Source organism: Methylobacterium sp. ap11 (assembly GCF_900110515.1).
Taxonomy (GTDB): domain Bacteria; phylum Pseudomonadota; class Alphaproteobacteria; order Rhizobiales; family Beijerinckiaceae; genus Methylobacterium; species Methylobacterium ajmalii.
In genome coordinates, this window is sequence record NZ_FOEB01000007.1 from 25515 (window position 1) to 46435 (window position 20921).

Below are 20921 nucleotides of genomic sequence, written 5' to 3' on the forward strand. Positions count from 1 at the left end.
TACCCCGCAGCAGGATCATCCCCCGGCATGACACGCCCCCGATCGTCCGACCGGCAGGCCGGCGCATGACCCTCGACCAGGGCCTCGCCTTCGGCCTCATCGGCGTCACCGTCCTGCTCTTCATCTGGGGCCGGCTGCCCTACGATCTCGTGGCGCTGCTCTCGCTGGTCGCCGGAGTGGCGCTGGGGCTGGTGCCGGCCTCCAAGGCCTTCGACGGCTTCGCCGACGACGTGGTGATCATCGTAGCGAGCGCGCTCGTCATCTCGTCGGCGGTGTCGCGCTCGGGCGTCGTCGAGAACGCGATGCGCCCGCTCCTGCCCTACCTGCGAAAGCCCAGCCGGCAGGTGCCGGCGCTGGCCGGCGCCGTGATGGGCCTGTCGGTCTTCACCAAGAACATCGGGGCGCTTGCGATCTTCATGCCCGTGGCGCTCCAGCTCGGGCGCAAGACCGGCACGCCGGCCTCGCTGCTGATGATGCCGATGTCCTTCGCCTCGCTGATCGGCGGGCTCGTCACGCTCGTCGGCACCTCGACCAACATCATCGTCGCCAAAGTGCGGGCCGACGTCACCGGCCAGCCCTTCGGCATGTTCGACTTCACCCCCGTCGGCCTCGGGCTCGCGGCGGCGGGCCTCGCCTTCCTGGCGGTCGGCTACCGGCTGCTGCCGCGCGACCGGCGCCCGGCGGGCTCGCTCGCCGCCTCGTTCCGGATCGAGGCCTACACGACCGAAGCCTGCCTGCCCGAGGACTCGCCGCTCGTCGGCGCGACGGTCGGGGAGCTCGAGGCGCTCGGCGACGGCGACGTCACGGTGGCGACCGTGATCCGCGAGCGCTTCCGCCGCTTCGTGCCGGGCCCCGACTGGCGGCTTTCCGCCGGCGACGTCCTGCTCCTCGACGGCGAGCCGGAGGACCTGGAGCGCCTGGTGGCGCGGGCGAAGCTCACGCTCGTCGGCACGCTGCCGGCGGCCGGGGAGGCGACGGTGATCGAGGCGGTGATCCCGGACGGCTCGGCCCTCGTCGGCACCACGGCGGCGGGCGCCGACCTCGCCGGGCATCACGGCACCACGCTCCTGGCGGTCAGCCGCGCGGGCGCGGCGATCACCCGGCGCATCGGCAGCGTGCGCCTGCGCGCCGGCGACGTGGTGGTGCTGCGCGCCGCCCCGGACCGGCTCGGCGACATGCTGTCGGAGTTCGGCCTGCTGCCGCTCGCCGAGCGCAAGCTGGCGCTCGGCCACAGCCGCCGCAGCTACATCCCGATCGCGGTGCTGGCCGGCGCGATGGCGCTGATCGCGCTCCACGTCGTGCCGGTGGCGATGGCGTTCTTCGGCGCCGCGGTGCTGCTGCTGGTCCTGCGCGTCATGACCATGCACGAGGCCTACGAGACGATCGAGTGGCCGGTGATCGTGCTGCTCGGCGCCCTGATCCCGGTCAGCGACGCGGTGCGCACCACCGGCGGCACCGACCTCATCGCCGGGGCCCTGTCGAACGTCATGCACACCGTGCCGCCGATGCTGGCGATCGGCCTGCTGCTGATCGCCGCGATGGCGGTGACGCCGTTCCTCAACAACGCCGCGACGGTGCTGGTGATGGGGCCGATCGGCGCCAGCCTCGCCCAGAAGCTCGGGCTCAACCCGGATCCGTTCCTGATGGCGGTGTCGGTGGGGGCGGCCTGCGACTTCCTCACCCCGATCGGCCACCAGTGCAACACCCTGGTGATGGGTCCGGGCGGATACCGCTTCGGCGACTATGCCCGCCTCGGCCTGCCGCTTTCGATCATGGTGATCGTCGTCGGCACGCTGCTGATCAGCCTGTTCTGGCCGGTGGCGCCGCGCTGACGGCGAAAGCTGTTCCCTTCACGGGACTGCCCGTACGTGACACCGTGTCGCCATGCCGTCGAATCGTGTCGCCCCGGGCGGGGGGCTACACAGGCGGCATGACGGCGATCTGGTTCATCTTCGCGCTCATGACCGGCCTGGCGGTGCTCGCCCTGCTCTGGCCGATGTCGCGCCGCCCCGCCCTGGCCGTGCCGGAGGGCGAGGCGCGGATCGCCACCGAGACCGGCTTCTACCGCGACCAGTTGCGCGAGATCGACCGCGACGCCGCCCGCGGGCTCCTGGCCGCGCCGGAGGCCGAGGCCGCGAGGGCCGAGGCCGCGCGCCGGCTCCTGCGCGCCAGCCGCGATCCCGGCCGCACCGCCGGCGCGGTCGGCGAGCCGGCCCTGCGCCGGCGCCGCGCCGCCTCCGCCTTCGCCCTCTCGACGGTGCCGCTCGTCGCGCTCCTCGTCTACGGCATCTACGGCTCGCCCGACCTGCCGGCCCGGCCCCAGGCCGATCGCCTGGCCCACGCGAAGGCGGCCGGCAACGACCTCGCCGCGGCGGTGGCGCAGATCGAGGCGCATCTCGCCAAGGCGCCCGAGGACGGCCGCGGCTGGGCGGTGCTCGCCCCGGTCTACCTGCGGGTCGGGCGCGTCGCGGACGCGATCAAGGCCTACGAGAACTCCCTGCGGATCCTCGGCGACGACGCCGGCCGGCTCGCCGATTACGGCGAGGCCCTGGTGGCGGCCGATGACGGCGTCGTCTCGGCCAAGTCCCGCGACGCCTTCGAGCGGGCGCTCCGCCAGGATCCCAAGGCGATCAAGCCGCAATTCTACCTCGCCCGCGCCGCCGAGCAGGACGGCGACCGCGACAAGGCGCGCGCGCGCTACGCCGCGCTCGTCGCCGCCTCCCCGGCCGAGGCGCCCTGGCTGCCGATGGTGCGCGAGAGCCTGGCCCGCTTCGACGGCACGGCCCCGCCTCCCGCCGCCCAACCCGCGGCACGCTCGGCCCCCGCGATGAGCGAGGAGCAGCGCGGCATGGTCCGCGGCATGGTCGAGGGGCTGGCGCAGCGCCTCGCCGAGAAGGGCGGGACGGGCGAGGAATGGGCCCGGCTGGTGCGCTCCTACGGGGTGCTGGGCGAGCGGGCGAAGGCCGAGGAGACGCTGGCCAAGGCCCGCGGCGCGCTCGGGAGCGATCCCGGCAAGCTCGCGCCGGTGGAGGAAGCGGCCCAAGAGATGGGATTGGGTGCCAGGGCGGCACCTTGACGACCGCCCCCGCCCCGCAGAGGGGAAGATCCGGGGGCTCGGGGCGTTCGGACGGCAGAGGCTTGCGAATCATCCCGCGGTACGCCCCCGCCTTTTTCCCGCCTCGCCAGGCGAGCCGGGCCGGTGCACAACACACCAACAGAGCCGGATCCCCACGCCGGCCCCTCGGGAGACGCCCCTGATGACGACCGCGACCCCCCTCCCCCGCCGCCGGCGTTGAGACCCGCCCCATGACGCGCCGGCGCCGCCGTTCCGTCCTCATCGTCGTCTGCGGCGCCGTGCTGGCGGCGGCCCTCGGGCTCGTCCTCACGGCGATGCGCGACACCATCGTGTTCTTCCGCTCCCCCACCGAGGTGGCGAGCCAGAAGGTCGTGCCGGGCACGCGCTTCCGCCTCGGCGGGCTGGTCGAGGCCGGCTCGCTCAAGCGCGAGGCCGACGGGCATGTCGAGTTCGCCGTCACCGATACCGGCTCGACCGTGGCGGTGCGCTACCGCGGCCTGCTGCCCGACCTGTTTCGCGAAGGCCAGGGCGTGGTGACCGAGGGCGTGCTGCAGGCCGACGGCACCTTCCGGGCCGACACGGTGCTGGCCAAGCACGACGAGACCTACATGCCGCGCGAGGTCGCCGACGCCCTCAAGGCGCAGGGCCGCTGGCAGGAGGGCGGCGCGGGCGGCCCCGTGAAGCCCGCGGACGGCAAGCCCCGGCAGGCGCAGGCCGGCGAGGACCAGCCCGGATCGGTCTCGCGCACCGCCGTGAAATAGTCACGCCCCGTGCGGCGGAAGGTCTTGGCGGCTCGGCCCGGGAAGCGGATTAAGATGACGCCCGCGTTCCGCCGCAGCGGGACGCCGGGTCGCGAGACCCGTCGGCCGATCGTCCGCTGCGCTCGACACCCGCTTACCGAAAGGTCGCCCCGTTGCTGATCGAGGTTGGTCATTACGCCCTCGCCCTCGCGCTCGCCCTGTCGCTGACGCAGATGGTGATGCCGGTCTGGGCGAGCCGCGCCGGCGACCCGGTCCTGCGCAGCATCACGGTGCCGGCCGCACTCGCCACCTTCGCGTGCATCGCCTTCGCGTTCGGGGCGCTGACCTACGCCCACGTCACCTCGGACTTCTCGGTCCAGAACGTCGTCGAGAATTCGCACTCGATGAAGCCGCTGATCTACAAGATCTCCGGCGTCTGGGGGAACCACGAGGGCTCGATGCTGCTCTGGGTGCTGATCCTGGCGCTGTTCGGCGCCGTGGTGGCGCTCGCCCGCAACTCCGTGCCGCCGATCCTGCGGGCCAACACGCTGGGCGTGCAGGCCGCGATCACCGCGGTGTTCCTGCTCTTCATCCTGGTGACCTCGAACCCGTTCAACCGGCTCAACCCGGCGCCGATCGAGGGCCGCGACCTCAACCCGCTGCTCCAGGATCCCGGCCTCGCGATCCATCCGCCGCTGCTCTATCTCGGCTATGTCGGCTTCTCGATCACCTTCGCGTTCGCCATCGCGGCGCTGATCGAGGGGCGGATCGACGCCGCCTGGGCTCGCGCGGTGCGGCCCTGGACGCTGGCGGCCTGGTGCTTCCTCACCGTCGGCATCGCCATGGGGTCGTACTGGGCCTACTACGAGCTCGGCTGGGGCGGCTGGTGGTTCTGGGACCCGGTCGAGAACGCCTCGCTGATGCCTTGGCTCGCCGGTACCGCGCTGGTCCACTCCACCGTGGTCATGGAGAAGCGCGACGCCCTGAAGGTCTGGACGGTGCTGCTCGCCATCCTGACCTTCTCGCTGTCGCTGCTCGGCACCTTCCTGGTGCGCTCGGGCGTGCTGACCTCGGTCCACACCTTCGCGACCGATCCCACCCGCGGCACCTTCATCCTCGGCATCCTGGTGCTGTTCATCGGTGGGTCGCTGGCGCTCTATGCCTGGCGGGCGCCCACCTTGCGCCAGGGCGGCCTGTTCGCGCCGATCTCCCGCGAGGGCGCCCTGGTGATGAACAACCTGTTCCTGTCGGCGGCCTGCGCCACGGTGCTGGTCGGCACGCTCTATCCCCTGGCGCTGGAATCGCTGACGGGGGAAAAGATCTCGGTCGGGCCGCCCTTCTTCAACCTGACCTTCGTGCCGCTCGCGGTGCCGCTGCTCCTCGTGGTGCCGTTCGGCCAGACGCTGGCCTGGAAGCGCGGAGACCTCGCGGCGGCGAGCCAGCGGCTGTTCGTGGGCTTCGCGCTGGCCATCGCGGTCACGCTTCTCGCCGTCGCTGTCACCTGGGGCGGGCCGGTCGGCGCGCCGCTGGGCCTCGGCCTCGGCGCCTACCTGATCCTCGGCGCCGCCTTCGAGATCGTCACGCGGGCGAAGGCCAAGACGGTGGGCGTGTCGCTGCGCCGCGCCGCCGGCCTGCCGCGTTCGGCCTGGGGCACGGCGCTCGCCCATGCCGGCGTCGGCGTCACGGTGATCGGCATCGCCGCCCAGGCCTGGAGCGTCGAGGCGCTGGCGACCCTGCCGCGCGGCGGGGAACTCCGCGCCGGCCCCTACGTCGCGGTGCTGGAGGGCGTCCTGCCCCGCACCGGGCCGAACTACACCGAGACGGTGGCCCACCTCACCATCCGGGAGGGCGGCGACCCGGTGGGCGTGATCGAGCCGGGCAAGCGCTTCTACGCCTCGCGCAACATGTCGGTGAGCGAGGCGGGCCTGCTCACCCGCGGGGTGAGCCAGGTCTATGCCAGCGTCGGCGAGACAGGCACCGACGGCCGCGTCGGCATCCGCCTCTACTACAAGCCCCTGGTGCTGCTGATCTGGCTCGGCGCCGTGGTGATGGCGCTCGGCGGCGGCCTGTCCCTCACCGACCGGCGCTTCCGCGTCGGCGCCCCGGCCTCGCGGCCGGCGATCCGCGACGCCGCCGGGCCGGTGCCGCCCCATTCGGTTCCGGCGGAGTAGCCGCATGCCCGCCCCTTCCCCGGCCCTGCGCGCCCTTCTGCTCGCCCTCCTGCTCCTCGCGCCGGTCGCGGCCGGCGCGGTCCAGCCCGAGGAGGTGATGAAGGACCCCGCTCTCGAGGCGCGGGCCCGGACGATCTCGGCGGAGCTGCGCTGCCTCGTCTGCCAGAACCAGTCGATCGACGATTCCGACGCGCCGCTCGCCCGCGACCTGCGGCTGATCGTGCGCGAGCGCCTGCGCCAGGGCGACGGCGACGAGGCGGTGCTGAGCTACGTCGTGCAGCGCTACGGCGAGTTCGTGCTGCTGCGCCCGGTGCTGGCCTGGCACACCGCCTTCCTGTGGTTCACCCCGGTCCTGGTGGTCGGCCTCGGCGGCCTCGCCCTGTGGGCCGCCGCCCGCCGGCGCCGGCCGGCCCCGCCGCGGGGGCTCACCGCCGCCGAGGAGGCGGCCGTCGCCGAGCTGGTGCGCCGGGCCGAGCCGCGGTGAGCGGCGGCCTCACCGACATCGCCGGCATCCGCGTCGGCCACGCCGAGGATCCGCGCGCGCTGTCGGGCGTCACCGCCATCGTGTTCGACGCCCCCACCGTGGCGGCGGTCGACATCCGCGGCGGCGGGCCGGGGACGCGGGAGACCGATCTCCTCGATCCCGAGCGCACGGTACCGGGGGTCGATGCCCTGGTCCTGTCCGGCGGCTCGGTCTTCGGGCTCGATGCGGCATCGGGCGTCACCGCCTGGCTTGCCGAGACCGGCCGCGGCTTCGCGGTCGGCCCGGCCCGGGTGCCGATCGTGCCGGCGGCGATCCTGTTCGATCTCCTCAACGGCGGCGACAAGGCCTGGGGCCGGTATCCGCCCTACCGCGACCTCGGCTTTGCCGCCGCGGCGAAGGCCGGCACCGGCCCGGTGGCGATGGGCTCGGTCGGGGCCGGGCTCGGAGCCCGGACCGCGAACCTGAAGGGCGGGCTCGGCAGCGCCTCGGCCGCGGTCGAGGGCACGGGGCTGCGCGTCGCGGCGCTGGTCGCCGTCAACGCGCTCGGGCGGGTCACGGTCGGGGACGGTCCGCATTTCTGGGCCGCGCCGTTCGAGATCGGCGCCGAGTTCGGGGGCTTGGGCTCGCCCGCGGCCCCGCCGCCCGACGCCTTCGCCTGGCCGGTGAAGCCGATGCCGGGCGCCAACACCACGATCGCGGTGGTCGCGACGGACGCCCGCCTGACCAAGGCCGAGGCCCGCCGCCTCGCCGTGATGGCCCAGGACGGCCTCGCCCGGGCGATCGTGCCGGCCCACACGCCCCTCGACGGCGACCTCGTCTTCGCCGCGGCGACCGGCGCCGTGCCGCTCGCCGACCCAATCGGGGACCTGGCCCGGCTCGGCGACGCGGCGGCGCGGGTGCTGGCCCGTGCCGTGGCCCTGGGGGTCTACCATGCGAGCGCCTTACCGGTGGCGGGGGCGCAGGGAGCGTGGCGGGACCGGTTCGGGGGGTGAGGGCGCAGCGGTTCCTGCTCGAACCCGCCCCCTTTCCCGGACGGCTGGAGCGTCAGCGGAAGGAGATCCGGGAACCAGCAGAAAACTTGCCGCAAAGCGGCTCAGCTTCTGCAACGCCGCAGAGAGGCGGACGCTTCGCGACATTATGCGCTGGATCCAGAATCTCCCTCCACTTCGTGTCAGTCGTCCGGGAAAGGGCGGCGGATCCTACGGGGTGGTGGGCACCTGCTGCCGGGTGCCCACCCCTCAGAACTGGTACCGCAGCCCCGCCGTCACCCCGTGCGCGACCCCGGCCCGGGTGCCGACCGCCGCCTGGTAATCCACCCGCCAGCCGAGACGCTCGGTCAGGCTGCCCTGGAGACCGGCGCCGGCGGTGACGAAGTCGGCTTGCAGGAACGGCACCGCGGCGGTCGCGGTCGCCATCGGGTTCTGCACGCTGGCGAGGCGGAACAGTCCCGCGCTCCGCTGCGGGCCGAGGCCGGCATTGTAGGCCACCCGCACCGAGGGGACGATGCCGGAAAACCCGTAATACGCCACTTCGGCGCCGAAGCGGGCGGTGGTCTGGAGTACGGTGAGGCCGCCATACGCGACGTTGTTGCCGGCCGCGCCCTGCTCGGTGAAACCGTCGATCCGGGCCGAGTAATGGCTCAGGCCCGCGAATGGCGTCAGCCGGAAGGCGTCGCGGTCGAAGACGAGGCCGACCTCGCCGTCGAGCGCCAGGGCGGAGCCCGAGGTGCGGGCCGCGGCGGTGAGACCGTAGGCGGCCGGGCGGCGCAGGCCCGAGAAGTCGACGATCGGCGCCCCGCCGACGATGCCCTGCGCGTAGAAGTCCGGGCCGTAATAGCCGCCATAGGCCGCGACCGTGAAGGCGCTCTGATCCTGCCGGAAGCCTTGCTGGTAGGCTCCTTGCGGCCGCGACAGCGAGCCGCCGCCCCCGCCCACCGCGAGGCCGGCCCGCCACGGGCCGGTGAGCGGCAGGTCGAGGCCGGCCGAGCCCTGCGCGATGGTGCGGTCGAGGGAAAGGCCGCCGTTGCGCGGCTGGTCGGCGAACACGACGTCGCCCCCGACCCAGAGCGCCGGGCCGGCGGTGCCCCAGGCGCCCTGGCCGGCGCCCGCCGGCAGGTTGGCCCCGCGGCGCAGGGCCGAGAGGTGGTCCTGCACCCCGCGCGTCGCGGACGCCGCCGCGCCGATCGCGCCGGCCCCCAGGCCCTGCAGCACCGTCGGCGCCGTCTCCTTCATCACCGCGAGCGAGAGCGGGTCGACGTAGGTCGGCAGGGTCAGCCGGTAGGCGAGCAGGATGTTGTCGTTGTTGATGCCGGCGTCGTAGGGCTGGCCGTTGATGACGCCCTGGCGGGTCAGGAAGTCGTTGTCGTTGCCGACGAGCAGGAAGTAGTCGTTGGGCGCCCGCTCGCTCAGCACCGGCACGAGGCCCATCGCCTCGATCTTCTCGGGGAGCGTGGTCTGGGTCGCCGGGCTGGTGGTGAGGTTCATCCCGAAGCGGTTGAGCTGCACCGGGTTGAGCAGGTTGACGACCTCGGTCGCCTGCACCGGGGCGAGGCCGGCCCGCAGGGTGCCGCTCGGGGCGATCGGCGTCGTGCCGTCATAGGCGCTGCCGGCGATGTTGGTGGCGCCCGCCGTGTCGACGAGGAGCACGCTCTTGTAGACGATCGGCGTGATGTTGCCGGTGCCGAGCCCGTTCGAATCCCGCGACAGCACCAGGAACTGGGTGTCGTTGAGCGCCACCATCTCGCTCTGGGCCGCGGTGCGGTTGGGCGCGCCGCCATTGCCGCTCTGCTGATAGACCGGGAGCTGCAGCACGTATTCCCGGCTCGGGGCCGCCGGGGTCGGGGTGCCGGAGATGTCGTAGTAGAGGATGCGGGTATTGGCCCGCTGCTGCTGGCCGGGGCCGGAATCCTGCAGCGTCGCGCTCTGCAGGATGGCGACGAGGCCGCGCCCGTCGGGCGTCAGCGCCAGGGCCTCGAGGCCCTGGTTGTTGCGCCGCCCGGTGTCGGGCGGGTTGAGCGAGTTGAAGTTGAGCTGGCCGTTCGTCACCGGCTGGAGCGCCGCCGGGATGCCGATCAGGCCCTGCAGCTGGCCGCTGCGGTTGAAGTAGTAGACGTTCGGGCCGTACTCGTCGCTGACGTAGAACGACCCGTCGAGGCGGCGCGCCAAGCCCTCGGCGTCGAGGCTGATGCGCCCGGCGCTCGGGCCGGCGGCGGCCGAGGGCAGCACCGCGCCGAGCTGCACGGTGGTGCCGGCGGCCGGGTCGAGGCCGCTGAAGCGCTGGCCCTTGGCGTCGGTGAGCACGATGCCGCCGTCCGGCGTCAGGGCGACCTGGCGTTGCGAGGTGGTGGCCTGCGGCAGGGCGGCGCCCGCATAGGGCGTGAAGCTCAGGGAGAAGCGGTTGAGCCGGCCGGCATAGTCGCTGAACAGGCCACCATCGGGGTTGTTGTAGCCGCGGTCGGGCAGCGTGTAGAGCGTGCCCGTGTAGGTGTCGCCGCTGCGCCGCCAGGTCGCGAGGTCGACGGCGAGCGACGAGAACGAACCGAGGGAATCGCCGAGGAAGTCGCGGGTGTTGGCCGACAGCCGGCCGACGCCCTGCAGGCCCTGGTTGACGATCGTCGTGCCGCCGGCCGCCACCGAGACCGGATCGTCCGTGCGCTGCAGGTTCGGCACCCGCGCCTCGATCGACTGGCCGTGAGCGAGCCCCGCGCCCGCGAGGAGGCCGCCCGCCGCCAGGGCGGCCCGGATGGAGATGGTGGTCACGATTCGTCCCCGAGGCCGACTTTGCGGCAGCGATGCGGTGGGGACGTGACGGTGGCATGACGCGGCGCGACCCCGCCGCACCGGACGGAGCCCGGTGCGGCCTGCGGGCCACGGTCGCGGGGCGGGCCTCACCCGTCCTGCTCGCCCTCGGCGCCGGGCCGTGGCAGAAGCCACCCGGCATCAAGCGGAGGCGTCGGAGCGGTGAGCTACCTGGTGGTCTTTCTCGGCGCCGGCCTCGGCGGGGCCCTGCGCCACGGCGTCAACCTGTGGGCGGCGCGGGCGGGGAGCGGCTTCCCGTTCGGCACGATGGTGATCAACGTCGTCGGCTCGATCCTGATGGGCGTGCTCACCGGCTGGTTCGCCGCCCGGGGCGGCGGGCCGCAGGCGCTGCGGCTCTTCCTCACCACCGGGGTGCTCGGCGGCTTCACCACCTTCTCGACCTTCTCGCTCGAGGCCTTCCTGCTCTGGGAGCGGGGCGCCCACGGGGCGGCGCTCGCCTACGTGGCGGTGTCGGTGGCGGCGGGCATCGCCGGCGTGGCGGCGAGCCTCGCGGTGCTGCGCCAGCTCGCCTGAGCCGTGCGCCGGATCACGCCCGGCGAACCGGCACGGTTGACAAGTCGGGGGGATCGGGGAGGAGTCGAGCCTGAAATGAGCGACAACGCCCCCTCTCCCGCGACCGAGGCCGACGCGCTCCCCGCCGGCACGCCCCCCGTCCCGGCCAAGGACCGCCCGCGCATCGCCATCACCTACTGCACGCAATGCAACTGGCTCTTGCGGGCCGGCTGGATGGCGCAGGAGCTGCTCTCGACCTTCCGCGACGCGATCGGCGAGGTGGCGCTGATCCCCGGGAGCGGCGGCGCCTTCGCGATCACCTGCGGCGACGCCCTGATCTGGGAGCGCACGCGCGACGGCGGATTTCCCGACATCAAGGCCCTCAAGCAGCGGGTGCGCGACCGGATCGAGCCCGGGCGCGACCTCGGCCACGTCGACCGGGCAAGCCGTGACGGGGCGAGCCGTGACCCGGCGAGCCGGCAGGGCCCGACCCCTTGACCCTCCCGCGCCGCCCGCGCGCCCCCGGGACACCGTCGTGATCGGCCGCCGCCTCAGCGCCCTGCGCCGGGACGGGCTGTCGACGCAGGTCTATCTCGTCGCCCTGGTGATCGCCCTGATCGGGCCGGGCCTGCTGTTCACCGCGATCCTGCTCGGCCGCTACGCCGCCCTCGACCGGGTCCGCTTCGAGCAGGACGCCCGCGAGAGCGTGCGCGGCATCGCGCTCACCATCGACCGGGACATCGCCGGGCTGGTCTCGGTGCTCCAGACCCTCGCGGCCTCGCCGCGCCTGCGCAAGAGCGGGCTCGACGGTTTCGAGACCCAGGCCCGGGCGGTGCGGGAAACGACGGGGCTCGACCTGTCCCTGCGCCGGCCGGACGGGACACAGCTCGTCAACACCGCGCTGGCGCCCGGCGCGCCGGTGCCGCAGGCCCCGCACGAGGAGGATGCCGAGGTCCTGGCGACACGCCGGCCGGTGGTCGGCGGCGTCCGGATGGGCGCCCCCGGGCGGCCGCCGACCTTCGACGTGGCGGTGCCGGTCGTGGTCGACGGGGCGCCGGCCTACGTGCTCAGCGTCACGGTGCCGGTGGAGCGCCTGCACCAGATCCTGGTCCAGGACCTCGCGCCGGGCTGGACCACCGGCATCGTCGACCGCAAGGGCCTGCTGCTCGCCCGCTCGGCGGAGCACGCGACCCTGGCGGGCCAGCCGATGCTGGCCGCCCTGCGCGGCCGCCCGACGGCGGCTTCCGGGATCTGGGAGGGGGTCGACCGGCGCCGGCAGCCGGTGCTCTACGTCGAGACCACCGTCCGGGCGACCGGCTGGCTCGTCGGCGCCAGCATCCTGCGCGAGCGGGTCGAGGCGCCCCTGCGCCACTGGATCGTCGCCTTCGGCGGCTTCGGGCTGCTCGCCCTCGCGACGTCCTCGTTCCTGGCGGTGCGGCTCTGGGCGCGGGTCGCCGGCCCGCTGCGCCAGCTCGCCACCGCCGGCGGGGCGCTCGCCGCCGGCCAGCCGGTGCCCCGGGTCTCGACGCCGATCCGCGAGATCCGCCAGCTCGCCGACGTGCTGGCCGACGCCTCCCAGAGCCTGCGCCGGCGCATCGCCGAGCGCGACCAGGCGCTGGCCGAGCAGAGCCGCAGCCTCGTCGCCCTGCGGGAGAGCGAGGCGCGCTTCCGCCACATGGCGGATTCCGCCCCGGCCATGATCTGGATGACCGACGCCGAGGGCGAGATCGTCTTCGTCAACATGCACTACGAGTACCTGTTCGGCCGCTCGGTCGAGGCGCTGGCGCATGGGCGCTGGCGCGAGGTCATCCACCCGGACGACCTCCTCGGCTTCCAGCAGACCTTCCAACAGGCCTTCGCGGCGCGCACGCCGTTCCGCCACGCCACCCGGGTGATCGACCGGCACGGGGCGACGCGCTGGATCCTGTGCGAGGGGGTGGCGCGCCTCGACGACCACGGCCGCTTCCTCGGCTATACCGGCTGCAACGTCGACGTCACCGAGGCCAAGGCGGCGGAGCTCGCCCTGCGCGAGGGCGAGGAGCGCCTGCGGCTGGCGCTGGCCGCCGGCCGGCTCGGCACCTGGGAAATCGACCTCGCCTCCGGGCAGCACCGCCTCTCGGCCCGCTCGTCCGAGATCTTCGCGCACGCCCCCCTCTCGCACGAGGGCTGGACCCGCTCGGTCCATCCGGACGACCGGGCCCGGATCGAGGCGGCTCTGGCCGACCTGCTGGCGGGCGAGGCCGACTACCGCACCGAGTTCCGGATCCGGCCCGAGGCGGAGGCGCCGCACGGCAACGGCGCCCGCTGGGTCAGCGCCCAGGCGATCGTGCAGCGCGATGCCGGCGGCCGGCCGCGCCGGGTGATCGGCATCCACCAGGAGGTGACCGAGCGCAAGCGCGCCGAGGAGCACCTGCGCCTCCTGGTGCACGAGCTGAACCACCGGGTGAAGAACACGCTCGCCACCGTGCAGTCGATCGCGATGCAGAGCCTGCGCGGCATGCAGGGATCCGCCGCCGAGGCGGCGAAGGCCGCCTTCGAGGCCCGGCTGATTGCCCTGGCGCGGGTCCACGACGTGCTCACCCGCGAGAGCTGGGAGGGGGCGGAACTCGCCGAGGTGGTCGAGGACGCGCTGGCGCCCCTCGGGGGCCCGGGCGGCCCGTCCGACGGGAGCGAGGGCCGGCCGCGCTTCTCGGCCGCCGGCCCGGCGGTGCGCCTGCCGCCCCGCATCGCCCTCTCGATCGCCATGGCGCTGCACGAGCTCGCCACCAACGCGGTCAAGTACGGGGCGCTCTCGGTGCCGACGGGCCGGGTCGCCCTGTCGTGGAGCGTCGCCGAGGGGCGGCTCTCCCTGTACTGGCGCGAGAGCGGCGGCCCGCCGGTCGTGCCCCCGACCCGCACCGGCTTCGGCTCCCGCCTGATCGAGCGCAGCCTCGCGCGCGAGCTCGACGGCACGGTGAGCCTCGGCTTCCCGCCCGAGGGCGTGACCTGCACCATCGTGGCGCCCTTGGCCGACCCGGCGGCACCGCTGGCGCCGCAGCAGGAGGACGCCGGACCGCGGGAGCGGGACGGCGATGCCCCGTCCCGGCGCCGGGCCCGGTCCTGAGGGCACCCGGTCGCGGCGGGCGCGGGGGTAGGCCGGCCGGTCGATTGCGGCCGGCGCCGGCCTCCCCATATCGCAGGGGTGAGCCGAGGGCCCGTCCCGCGCCCCAGTCCCGGACGAGCCCCCGCCGATGACGCCAGACGCCCCCCCGCCCGCCTCGCCGGTCCGCACGCGGCCGGCGCGGATCGGCCCGGTCCGCATCCGGGCCGGGATGACCTTCGTGGGCGCGGTGCTGCTGCTGCTCGTCGGCTCGGCGAACGGGCTTCTGCTCGCCTGGCAGAGCACGGTGCAGCACCGCATCACCCACACGCTGTCGATCGACCGCGCCCTGATGCAGGTGCTGGCCGACCTCCTCGACAGCGAGACCGGGCAGCGCGGCTACCTGCTGACCGGCGACGCCGCCTTCCTGGTCCCCTACACCCAGGGCCTCGGCCGGGTGGCCGCCGAGATGCCCCGCCTCGCGGCGGAGCTGCGCGGCAACGGCGAGCAGGAGACCCGGCTCGCCGCCCTGCGCCCCGCCATCGACCGCAAGTTCGCCGAGCTCGACCGCACGATCGCCCTCGACCGCGCAGGCGACCGCACCGGCGCCCTCGCCCTGGTGCGGGCCGGCGAGGGCAAGGCGGAGATGGACGAGATCCGCCGGATCGTCGAGACGATGCGCAGCCGCGAGGACGAGTTGCTGATCGGCTACCAGCGGCACGCCCACCAGATCGAGACCTGGGTCGGCCTCGGCAGCGTCGTGTCGGTCGGCATCATGGCGCTCTTGGCGGTGCTGGCCCTGCGCGAGGCGGCCCGGCGGGCGGCCCTGTCGCGCTTCCTGCCGGCAGAGCTGGCGCCGCTCCTGGAGCGCGGCGGCAGCCTGGAGCAGGGCGGCGGCCTGCGCCTCGGCGAGCGGCGGCACGCGGCGATCGCCTTCGTCGACATGCGCGGCTCGACCACCATCGCCGAGCGGGCCGACCCCGAGACGGTGGCGGTCCTGATCACGGGCTTTCGCCGCTGCGTCGCCCAGGCGGCCCGGGAGACCGGCGGCCTGATCGACAAGTTCATGGGCGACGGGGCCCTGGTGGTGTTCGGGGTACCGGAGGTCCGGGCCGACGCCGCGGCGGGCGCCCTCGCCTTCGCGGGGCGGCTCGAGGCGCTGGTGGAGGCCTGGAACGCCGCCTCGGCGCACGATCCGGTGCGGATCGGCATCGGGGTGCATTGCGGCGAGGTGTTCGTCGGCGTGGTCGGCGACGACGACCGGCTCGAATTCACCGTGCTGGGCGATGCGGTCAACGTCGCGGCCCGGCTCGAGCAGGCGACCAAGACCTTCGGGACGACCACCCTCGTGTCGCAGGCCGCCCTCGACGCCGCGCGGGCGAGCGACGCCTCCGGGGGCGAGACGTGGCGCGAGACCTGGCGCGAGGTCAGCCGGACCGCGCTGCGAGGCCGCAGCGAGGCCTTCCCGATCTACGGCCGCGCCGCGTGAGGGCCGGGACGACGGCCGGGGGAGGAAAACCGGTTCGGGACGGGTAGCGGTCCCGGTCGGCCTCTGCTATCGCAGCCGCCCCGGACGGGTCGGCTCGAAGACGATCCGGCGGTGGAAGGCGCACCAGCTCTTTCCGTCCTGCACCGGCGCACCGCAACAGACCGCGCGGTCGTTGGGCTCGCCGATGATGAATTTGCACACGAAGGCGCCCGACTGGGCGAAGGGAACCCGGAGGCTCGGGGAGGGCTCCTCGACGGCGTCTGCGGTCACGATATGCGACATGCGCACGAGCTGGTTCATCAGGTACTGACTCGCTGGCCTTCCGTCACCCTCGACCAGAAGGGCATCGGGCCGGTTCGTTGGAGGCGACGGACCCGCGCGGAAAGCAGCGCCGGACTCGTCGCCCATGGGACCCGCGCCTCCATGACCCGTGCGCACACGCATCGCAGCGGCAGCGGTGATTTGTCGAATTTGGGGTTGCGTTTTGCAGAACGCAAGCCCCTTAGGCATTTACACATGGTTTTCACACGCCCGGCCGCCTCCGCGGCTGTCCGCGGCGGCGCGGTTCCCGTCATCGACTTGCCATTCGGGCGCCCTATTCCTTGAGGGGCAGCCCCGCCGGAGCGAGTCCACCATGTCCGACGCCGCCCTCGCCCGACGCCCTGCCGGCGCGGCACCCGGCCCCGCCCGCACGGGGCCGCGCCTCGACCATCGCCTCCACCCGACCGCCACGATCGGGTTCCTGGCGGTGCTGGCCGCGGGCCTGGCCTATGCCGGCTACAACCTCGTCGCCGACATGCGGCAGGCCGGGCAGCCGCCGCTCGCCGTCGGGGCCTTCGCGCTGCTCGGCCTCGCCCTCCTGATCGCGCTCGCCTTCGAGTTCGTGAACGGCTTCCACGACACCGCCAACGCGGTGGCGACCGTGATCTACACCCACTCGATGCCGCCGCTGACGGCGGTGATCTGGTCGGGGACGTTCAACTTCCTCGGCGTGATGGCCTCGACCGGGGCGGTGGCCTACAGCGTCGTGACGCTGCTGCCGGTGGAGCTGATCCTCCAGGTCGGCTCGGGCGCCGGCTACGCGATGATCTTCGCGCTGCTGCTCGCCGCGATCGTGTGGAACCTCGGCACCTGGGCGCTCGGCCTGCCGAACTCGTCCTCGCACGCGCTGATCGGCTCGGTGATCGGCGTCGGCCTCGCCAACCAGCTGATGGCGCCGGGCCACGCCGCCTCTGGCGTCGCCTGGGGCCAGGCGCTCGGCGTGCTCGAATCGCTCCTGTTCAGCCCCCTCGTCGGCTTCGTCTGCGCGGCCGGGCTGCTGGTCCTGCTCAAGCGCGTGGTGCGCCGGCCCGAGCTCTACCGGGCGCCGGAGGGCGACGCGCCGCCCCCGCCCTGGATCCGCGGCCTCCTGATCCTGACCTGCACCGGCGTGTCCTTCGCCCATGGCGGCAACGACGGCCAGAAGGGCATGGGGCTGATCATGCTGATCCTGATCGGCGCCGCCCCCACCGCCTACGCGCTCAACCGCACCATGCCGGATTCGAGCACGCCGGCCTTCGTGCAGGGCTCGCAAGGCGCGAGCCGGGTGTTTCGCGCCCATGCGGGCGGGGCGGCGGTGCCCGACGCGGCCGGCGCCCGGGCCCGGGTCGGCGAGGCGCTCAAGGCCGAGGCGCCGCCCAAGTCGCTCGCCGCGCCCGAGGTCCAGGCGGCGCTCGCCGGCCTCTCCGACGACATCGCCGCCCAGGTCCAGGGCTACGGTGCCATCCGGCACGTCCCGGCGGAGGCGACCCAGAACCTGCGCGCCGACATGTACCTCGCGGGCGACGCGGTGCGCCTGCTCACCGGCGAGCACTCGTCCTACGCCGACGACGAGAAGCGGACGCTCCAGGACTACCGCCGCACCCTCGACGACGGCACCCGCTACATCCCGACCTGGGTGAAGGTGGTGGTCGCCCTGGCGCTCGGCCTCGGCACGATGGTGGGCTGGAAGCGGATCGTCGTCACGGTCGGCGAGCGCATCGGCAAGCAGCACCTCACCTACGCGCAGGGCGCGTCCGCCGAGGCGGTGGCCGCCGGCACGATCGGGCTCGCCGAGGCCTACGGCCTGCCGGTCTCGACCACCCACATCCTGTCGAGCGGCGTCGCCGGCACGATGTGGGCCAACGGCACCGGCCTGCAGATGGCCACCGTGCGCAACCTGGCGCTGGCCTGGATCCTGACCCTGCCGGCGGCGATCACCCTGGCGGGCGGGCTGTACTGGGCGCTGCGGCAGGTGTTCTGAGGGCTTTCCCGGCCTTCAGGGCCGGGCCTGCCATACCGGCCGGAAGCGGCTGGAAGACTCCGCGAAGGCATGCGCGCCTGGGCACATCGCGGCGACGACGCGCTGGAGATCGCGGTGACGCTGCTCGAGCGGCAGATGGAAGATCGGCTCGTGATGGGCGATCCGGTTGCGCAAGGACAGCATCTCGTCGCAGATCGCCCACGCCGCCGGACGGTCGAGGACCCGGTCGTTGGGGAAGACCTGCGCGAGGTTCCTCCGCCAGACATGGGCGAGGTCATACCGCTTCGAGAGCTGCGACACCCAGAACCCGGCCGACAGATCCGACACGATGGCGGGCAGTGCGGCAGGCGCAGCACGCCGAATTCGTTCCTGGCGTTGCCGGGCGCGCGAGAGGCGCTCCTCGTCGGTTCCGCTCAATTGTCGGACGAGACCGGCGGTGTCGTAGGGCCAGGACCTGCCATAGCGATGGATCAGGAAGTCGTTCAGCTGGTTCCGCAGGCAGATCTCCCAGGCTTGGAGATACAGATAGAATTCCCGCGAAAGATGCGAGTTCCACTCGTACAGCTTCAGCGCCCTGCTCGGATCGTGACCTGCTTCCGAAAGATATCGCGCGAACCGAGGCTGGCTCAACGACTGGACGAACTGGCCCCGGAGATGCGCATCTTTCCAAAAATTATGTTGCATACGGCGGGGTGCTGCATTACCAGGAAAGTGTGAGCCTGGGGAAACGGTCACTGCGCCATAGGCGCACACCCCCTTGGGACGAGAATCGAACGGCGGGGGCGGGTCTGCGAGGATCCGCCCCTTGCTGTTTCACGCCGAGCGTTCTGGCACGCCGCATGACGCTGCGGCAAGCTCGTATCGGGTGGCTGCCGCACGCCCGGGCTGGCAACCCGCCCCAGGCCGGTGTAACCGCCCCGGGCGGGCGCGTGTCCGGCCCGCGCCAGGGATCCGGCATGCGCTTCCTCGTGACAGGCACGGCCGGCTTCATCGGCTTCCACCTCGCCCACCGCCTGCTCCAGGCCGGCCACGAGGTCGTGGGGGTCGACGGGCTGACCGACTACTACGACGTCGCCCTCAAGCGGGCCCGGCTGGCCCGGCTCGCGGCCCTGCCGGGCTTCTCGTCGCATGAATTCCTGCTGGAGCAGCCCGGCGCCTTCATGGCCCTGATGGGCGAGGCGCGGCCGGACGTGGTGGTGCACCTCGCGGCGCAGGCCGGGGTGCGCTACAGCCTGGAGCACCCGGAGGCCTACGTCGCCGGCAACGTGGTGGGCACCTTCCAGGTGCTGGAGGGCTGCCGGGCGCATCCGGTGCGCCACCTCCTCTTCGCCTCGACCTCCTCGGCCTATGGCGGCAACCCGACGGTGCCGTTCCGCGAGACCGACCGGGCGGTGTGGCCGCTGACCATCTACGCCGCCTCGAAGCTCGCCGGCGAGGCGATGGCGCATTCCTACGCCCACCTGTGGAAGATCCCCACCACCGCGTTCCGGTTCTTCACCGTCTACGGGCCGTGGGGCCGGCCCGACATGGCGCTGTTCCTGTTCACCCGGAAGATCCTGGCCGGCGAACCGATCGAGGTCTACGACCACGGCCGCGCCGTGCGGGACTTCACCTATATCGACGACCTCGTCGAGAGCATCGGTCGGCTGATCGACGCTCCCCCTCCCCCGCCGGGCTCCGCCCCGGTCTCGGCCGCCGACACCCTGAGCCCGGTCGCGCCGTTCCGGATGGTCAATATCGGCGGCGGCCGGCCGGTGAGCGTCGCGGCGATGCTCGATGCTCTGGAGGCGTCCCTCGGCGTGCGGGCGGTCCGCCACCTGCGCGACCTGCCGCCCGGCGACGTCGAGCGCACCGAGGCCAGCCCCGATCTCCTGCGCGACCTCGTCGGCTACGTGCCCTCGACCCCCCTCGAAACCGGCATCCCGGCCTTCGTCGCCTGGTACCGCGCGCAGTACGGCATCGACCGCTAGGAGAACGCCGCGACACTCGACGGCTTGTCACGGCGCCCGCGACAGTGCTCAATCCCCCCATGCCCCGCAGCCTCGACCCCGAGACCGTGCCCGCCCCCGAGGCGGCGCCGCGCCAGACCCGGCGCTACGCCCAGAAGCGCGACGCGATCCTCCACGCCGCCGCCGCCCTGATCAACGAGGCCGGGGTGAAGGGCACGACGCTCGCCGACGTCGCCCGCAGCGTCGGGCTGATGACGAACAGCGTGACCTACTACTACCGCCGCAAGGAGGACCTGGCGGCGGCCTGCTTCCTGCACACGATCGGGGTGCTCGACGGGCTGGTGGCGCAGGCCGAGGCGGCGCCCGGCGGGCCGGCGCGGCTCGCCCGCCTGCTCGACCTCGCGGTGGCCCACCGGGCCGCCATGGCGGTGGGCGAGGAGCCGGACATCGCGGTCCTCAACGACGTGCGGGCGCTCCCCGCCCTCCAGGCCGAGAGCGTGTTCTCCGCCTACAACGCGCTCTTTCGCCGCCTGCGCGGGCTGTTCGACGACGACGGGCTCGACCGGGCCGACCGCAACGCCCGCACCCACCTGCTGCTCTCGGTGCTGCACTCGACCCGGCTGTGGATCCACCGCTACGAGCCGCGGGACTACGCCCGGGCCGGCGCCCGGATGGCCGACCTCCTCACCCGCGGCCTCGCCGGCCCGGCCTCGGAGTGGCGCCCGGCTCTGCTGCCCGAGCCCGAGCCGCCGGAGGAGAGCGAGGTCTCGCCCGAGGCCTTTTTGCGCGCGGCGACGATCCTCATCAACCAGCAGGGCTATCGCGGCGCCTCGGTGGAAAAGATCTCCGGGCTCCTCAAGGTCACCAAGGGCTCGTTCTACCACCACAACGACAACAAGGACGACCTCGTCGCCAACTGCTTCTCGCGCAGCTTCGCCCAGATCCGGGCGGTGCAGGACGCGGCCGACGCGAAGGGCGGCAGCGGCTGGGACCGGATCTGCACGGCCTCGGCCACCCTGGTGCGCAGCCAGCTCGGCCCCGGCGGTCCGCTGCTGCGCGTCACCGCCTTCAGCGCCCTGCCGGAGGCCCTGCGCACCGAGACCCGGCGCACCATGAACCGCCTGACCGAGCGCTTCGGCTTCTGCCTCGTCGACGGCATGGCCGACGGCTCGGTGCGCCCGCTCGACGCCGGCATCGCCGCCCAGCTCGTGTCGAGCATGGTCAACGCGGCGGCCGAGCTGCCGGCCTGGGTGCCCGGGGTGACGCCGGAGAATGCGGCGGAGCTCTACGCGCGGCCGCTGTTCCTAGGGCTGTTCGCGCCGGCGGCGCGGTAGATCCACAC

At 73.5% G+C, this 20921-nt stretch carries 16 protein-coding genes; 13 read left to right on the plus strand and 3 right to left on the minus strand.

What is annotated here, in order from left to right; genetic code table 11:
• Nucleotides 1-65: 65 nt before the first annotated feature.
• The 6 genes from BMX97_RS12120 to BMX97_RS12145 all read left to right on the plus strand — a co-directional run bounded on the left by BMX97_RS12120 (nucleotide 66) and on the right by BMX97_RS12145 (nucleotide 7463).
• A complete protein-coding gene (locus tag BMX97_RS12120; protein WP_091750036.1) occupies nucleotides 66-1832 on the plus strand; it encodes an SLC13 family permease in 1767 nt (588 codons plus the stop codon).
• Nucleotides 1833-1930: 98 nt separating this feature from the next.
• Nucleotides 1931-3076: a c-type cytochrome biogenesis protein CcmI gene (gene ccmI, locus BMX97_RS12125; RefSeq protein WP_091750039.1), complete on the plus strand. Its 1146-nt coding sequence runs from the start codon at nucleotides 1931-1933 to the stop codon at nucleotides 3074-3076.
• Between the two features lie 230 nt (nucleotides 3077-3306).
• Nucleotides 3307-3837, plus strand: coding sequence for a cytochrome c maturation protein CcmE (ccmE, locus tag BMX97_RS12130; protein ID WP_091750043.1), 531 nt, complete (start codon nucleotides 3307-3309; stop codon nucleotides 3835-3837).
• Nucleotides 3838-3989: 152 nt separating this feature from the next.
• A complete protein-coding gene (locus tag BMX97_RS12135; RefSeq protein ID WP_091750046.1) occupies nucleotides 3990-5987 on the plus strand; it encodes a heme lyase CcmF/NrfE family subunit in 1998 nt (665 codons plus the stop codon).
• A 4-nt stretch (nucleotides 5988-5991) separates the two neighbouring features.
• Nucleotides 5992-6471, plus strand: a complete 480-nt coding sequence (locus tag BMX97_RS12140) for a cytochrome c-type biogenesis protein (RefSeq protein WP_091750049.1) — start codon at nucleotides 5992-5994, stop codon at nucleotides 6469-6471.
• Nucleotides 6468-7463 carry a P1 family peptidase gene (locus tag BMX97_RS12145; RefSeq protein ID WP_091750053.1) on the plus strand — a complete coding sequence of 332 codons (996 nt, stop codon included), beginning with the start codon at nucleotides 6468-6470 and terminating at the stop codon, nucleotides 7461-7463. Before BMX97_RS12140 ends, BMX97_RS12145 begins: the two co-directional genes overlap by 4 nt.
• Nucleotides 7464-7709: 246 nt before the next feature.
• Here BMX97_RS12145 and BMX97_RS12150 read toward each other — a convergent pair whose 3' ends face one another.
• The gene (locus tag BMX97_RS12150; protein ID WP_091750056.1) at nucleotides 7710-10229 is read right to left on the minus strand and encodes an esterase-like activity of phytase family protein; all 2520 of its coding nucleotides are present in this window, start codon (nucleotides 10227-10229) and stop codon (nucleotides 7710-7712) included.
• Nucleotides 10230-10430: 201 nt separating this feature from the next.
• On the opposite strand from BMX97_RS12150, the gene crcB reads away from it, so the two are divergent.
• The 4 genes from crcB to BMX97_RS12170 all read left to right on the plus strand — a co-directional run bounded on the left by crcB (nucleotide 10431) and on the right by BMX97_RS12170 (nucleotide 15349).
• Nucleotides 10431-10802: a fluoride efflux transporter CrcB gene (gene crcB / locus BMX97_RS12155; protein WP_091750058.1), complete on the plus strand. Its 372-nt coding sequence runs from the start codon at nucleotides 10431-10433 to the stop codon at nucleotides 10800-10802.
• 75 nt (nucleotides 10803-10877) lie between these two features.
• The gene (locus BMX97_RS12160; RefSeq protein WP_091750060.1) at nucleotides 10878-11279 is read left to right on the plus strand and encodes an Rdx family protein; all 402 of its coding nucleotides are present in this window, start codon (nucleotides 10878-10880) and stop codon (nucleotides 11277-11279) included.
• 37 nt (nucleotides 11280-11316) lie between these two features.
• Complete coding sequence (locus BMX97_RS12165) at nucleotides 11317-13884, plus strand: sensor histidine kinase (protein WP_091750063.1); 2568 nt, start codon at nucleotides 11317-11319, stop codon at nucleotides 13882-13884.
• Nucleotides 13885-14011: 127 nt separating this feature from the next.
• Nucleotides 14012-15349, plus strand: coding sequence for a CHASE3 domain-containing protein (locus BMX97_RS12170; protein WP_091750066.1), 1338 nt, complete (start codon nucleotides 14012-14014; stop codon nucleotides 15347-15349).
• 66 nt (nucleotides 15350-15415) lie between these two features.
• Here BMX97_RS12170 and BMX97_RS12175 read toward each other — a convergent pair whose 3' ends face one another.
• On the minus strand, nucleotides 15416-15649 hold the full coding sequence (locus BMX97_RS12175) for a GcrA family cell cycle regulator (protein ID WP_048430796.1): 234 nt from the start codon (nucleotides 15647-15649) through the stop codon (nucleotides 15416-15418).
• A 334-nt stretch (nucleotides 15650-15983) separates the two neighbouring features.
• Between BMX97_RS12175 and BMX97_RS12180 the strand changes: the two genes are divergently transcribed.
• Nucleotides 15984-17630 carry an inorganic phosphate transporter gene (locus tag BMX97_RS12180; RefSeq protein ID WP_091750069.1) on the plus strand — a complete coding sequence of 549 codons (1647 nt, stop codon included), beginning with the start codon at nucleotides 15984-15986 and terminating at the stop codon, nucleotides 17628-17630.
• Nucleotides 17631-17645: 15 nt separating this feature from the next.
• Here BMX97_RS12180 and BMX97_RS32030 read toward each other — a convergent pair whose 3' ends face one another.
• Nucleotides 17646-18260, minus strand: a complete 615-nt coding sequence (locus BMX97_RS32030) for a hypothetical protein (protein WP_143074607.1) — start codon at nucleotides 18258-18260, stop codon at nucleotides 17646-17648.
• Between the two features lie 326 nt (nucleotides 18261-18586).
• On the opposite strand from BMX97_RS32030, the gene BMX97_RS12190 reads away from it, so the two are divergent.
• The gene (locus BMX97_RS12190; RefSeq protein WP_091750074.1) at nucleotides 18587-19600 is read left to right on the plus strand and encodes an NAD-dependent epimerase/dehydratase family protein; all 1014 of its coding nucleotides are present in this window, start codon (nucleotides 18587-18589) and stop codon (nucleotides 19598-19600) included.
• 59 nt (nucleotides 19601-19659) lie between these two features.
• Nucleotides 19660-20913: a TetR/AcrR family transcriptional regulator gene (locus BMX97_RS12195; protein WP_091750077.1), complete on the plus strand. Its 1254-nt coding sequence runs from the start codon at nucleotides 19660-19662 to the stop codon at nucleotides 20911-20913.
• Nucleotides 20914-20921: the final 8 nt, after the last annotated feature.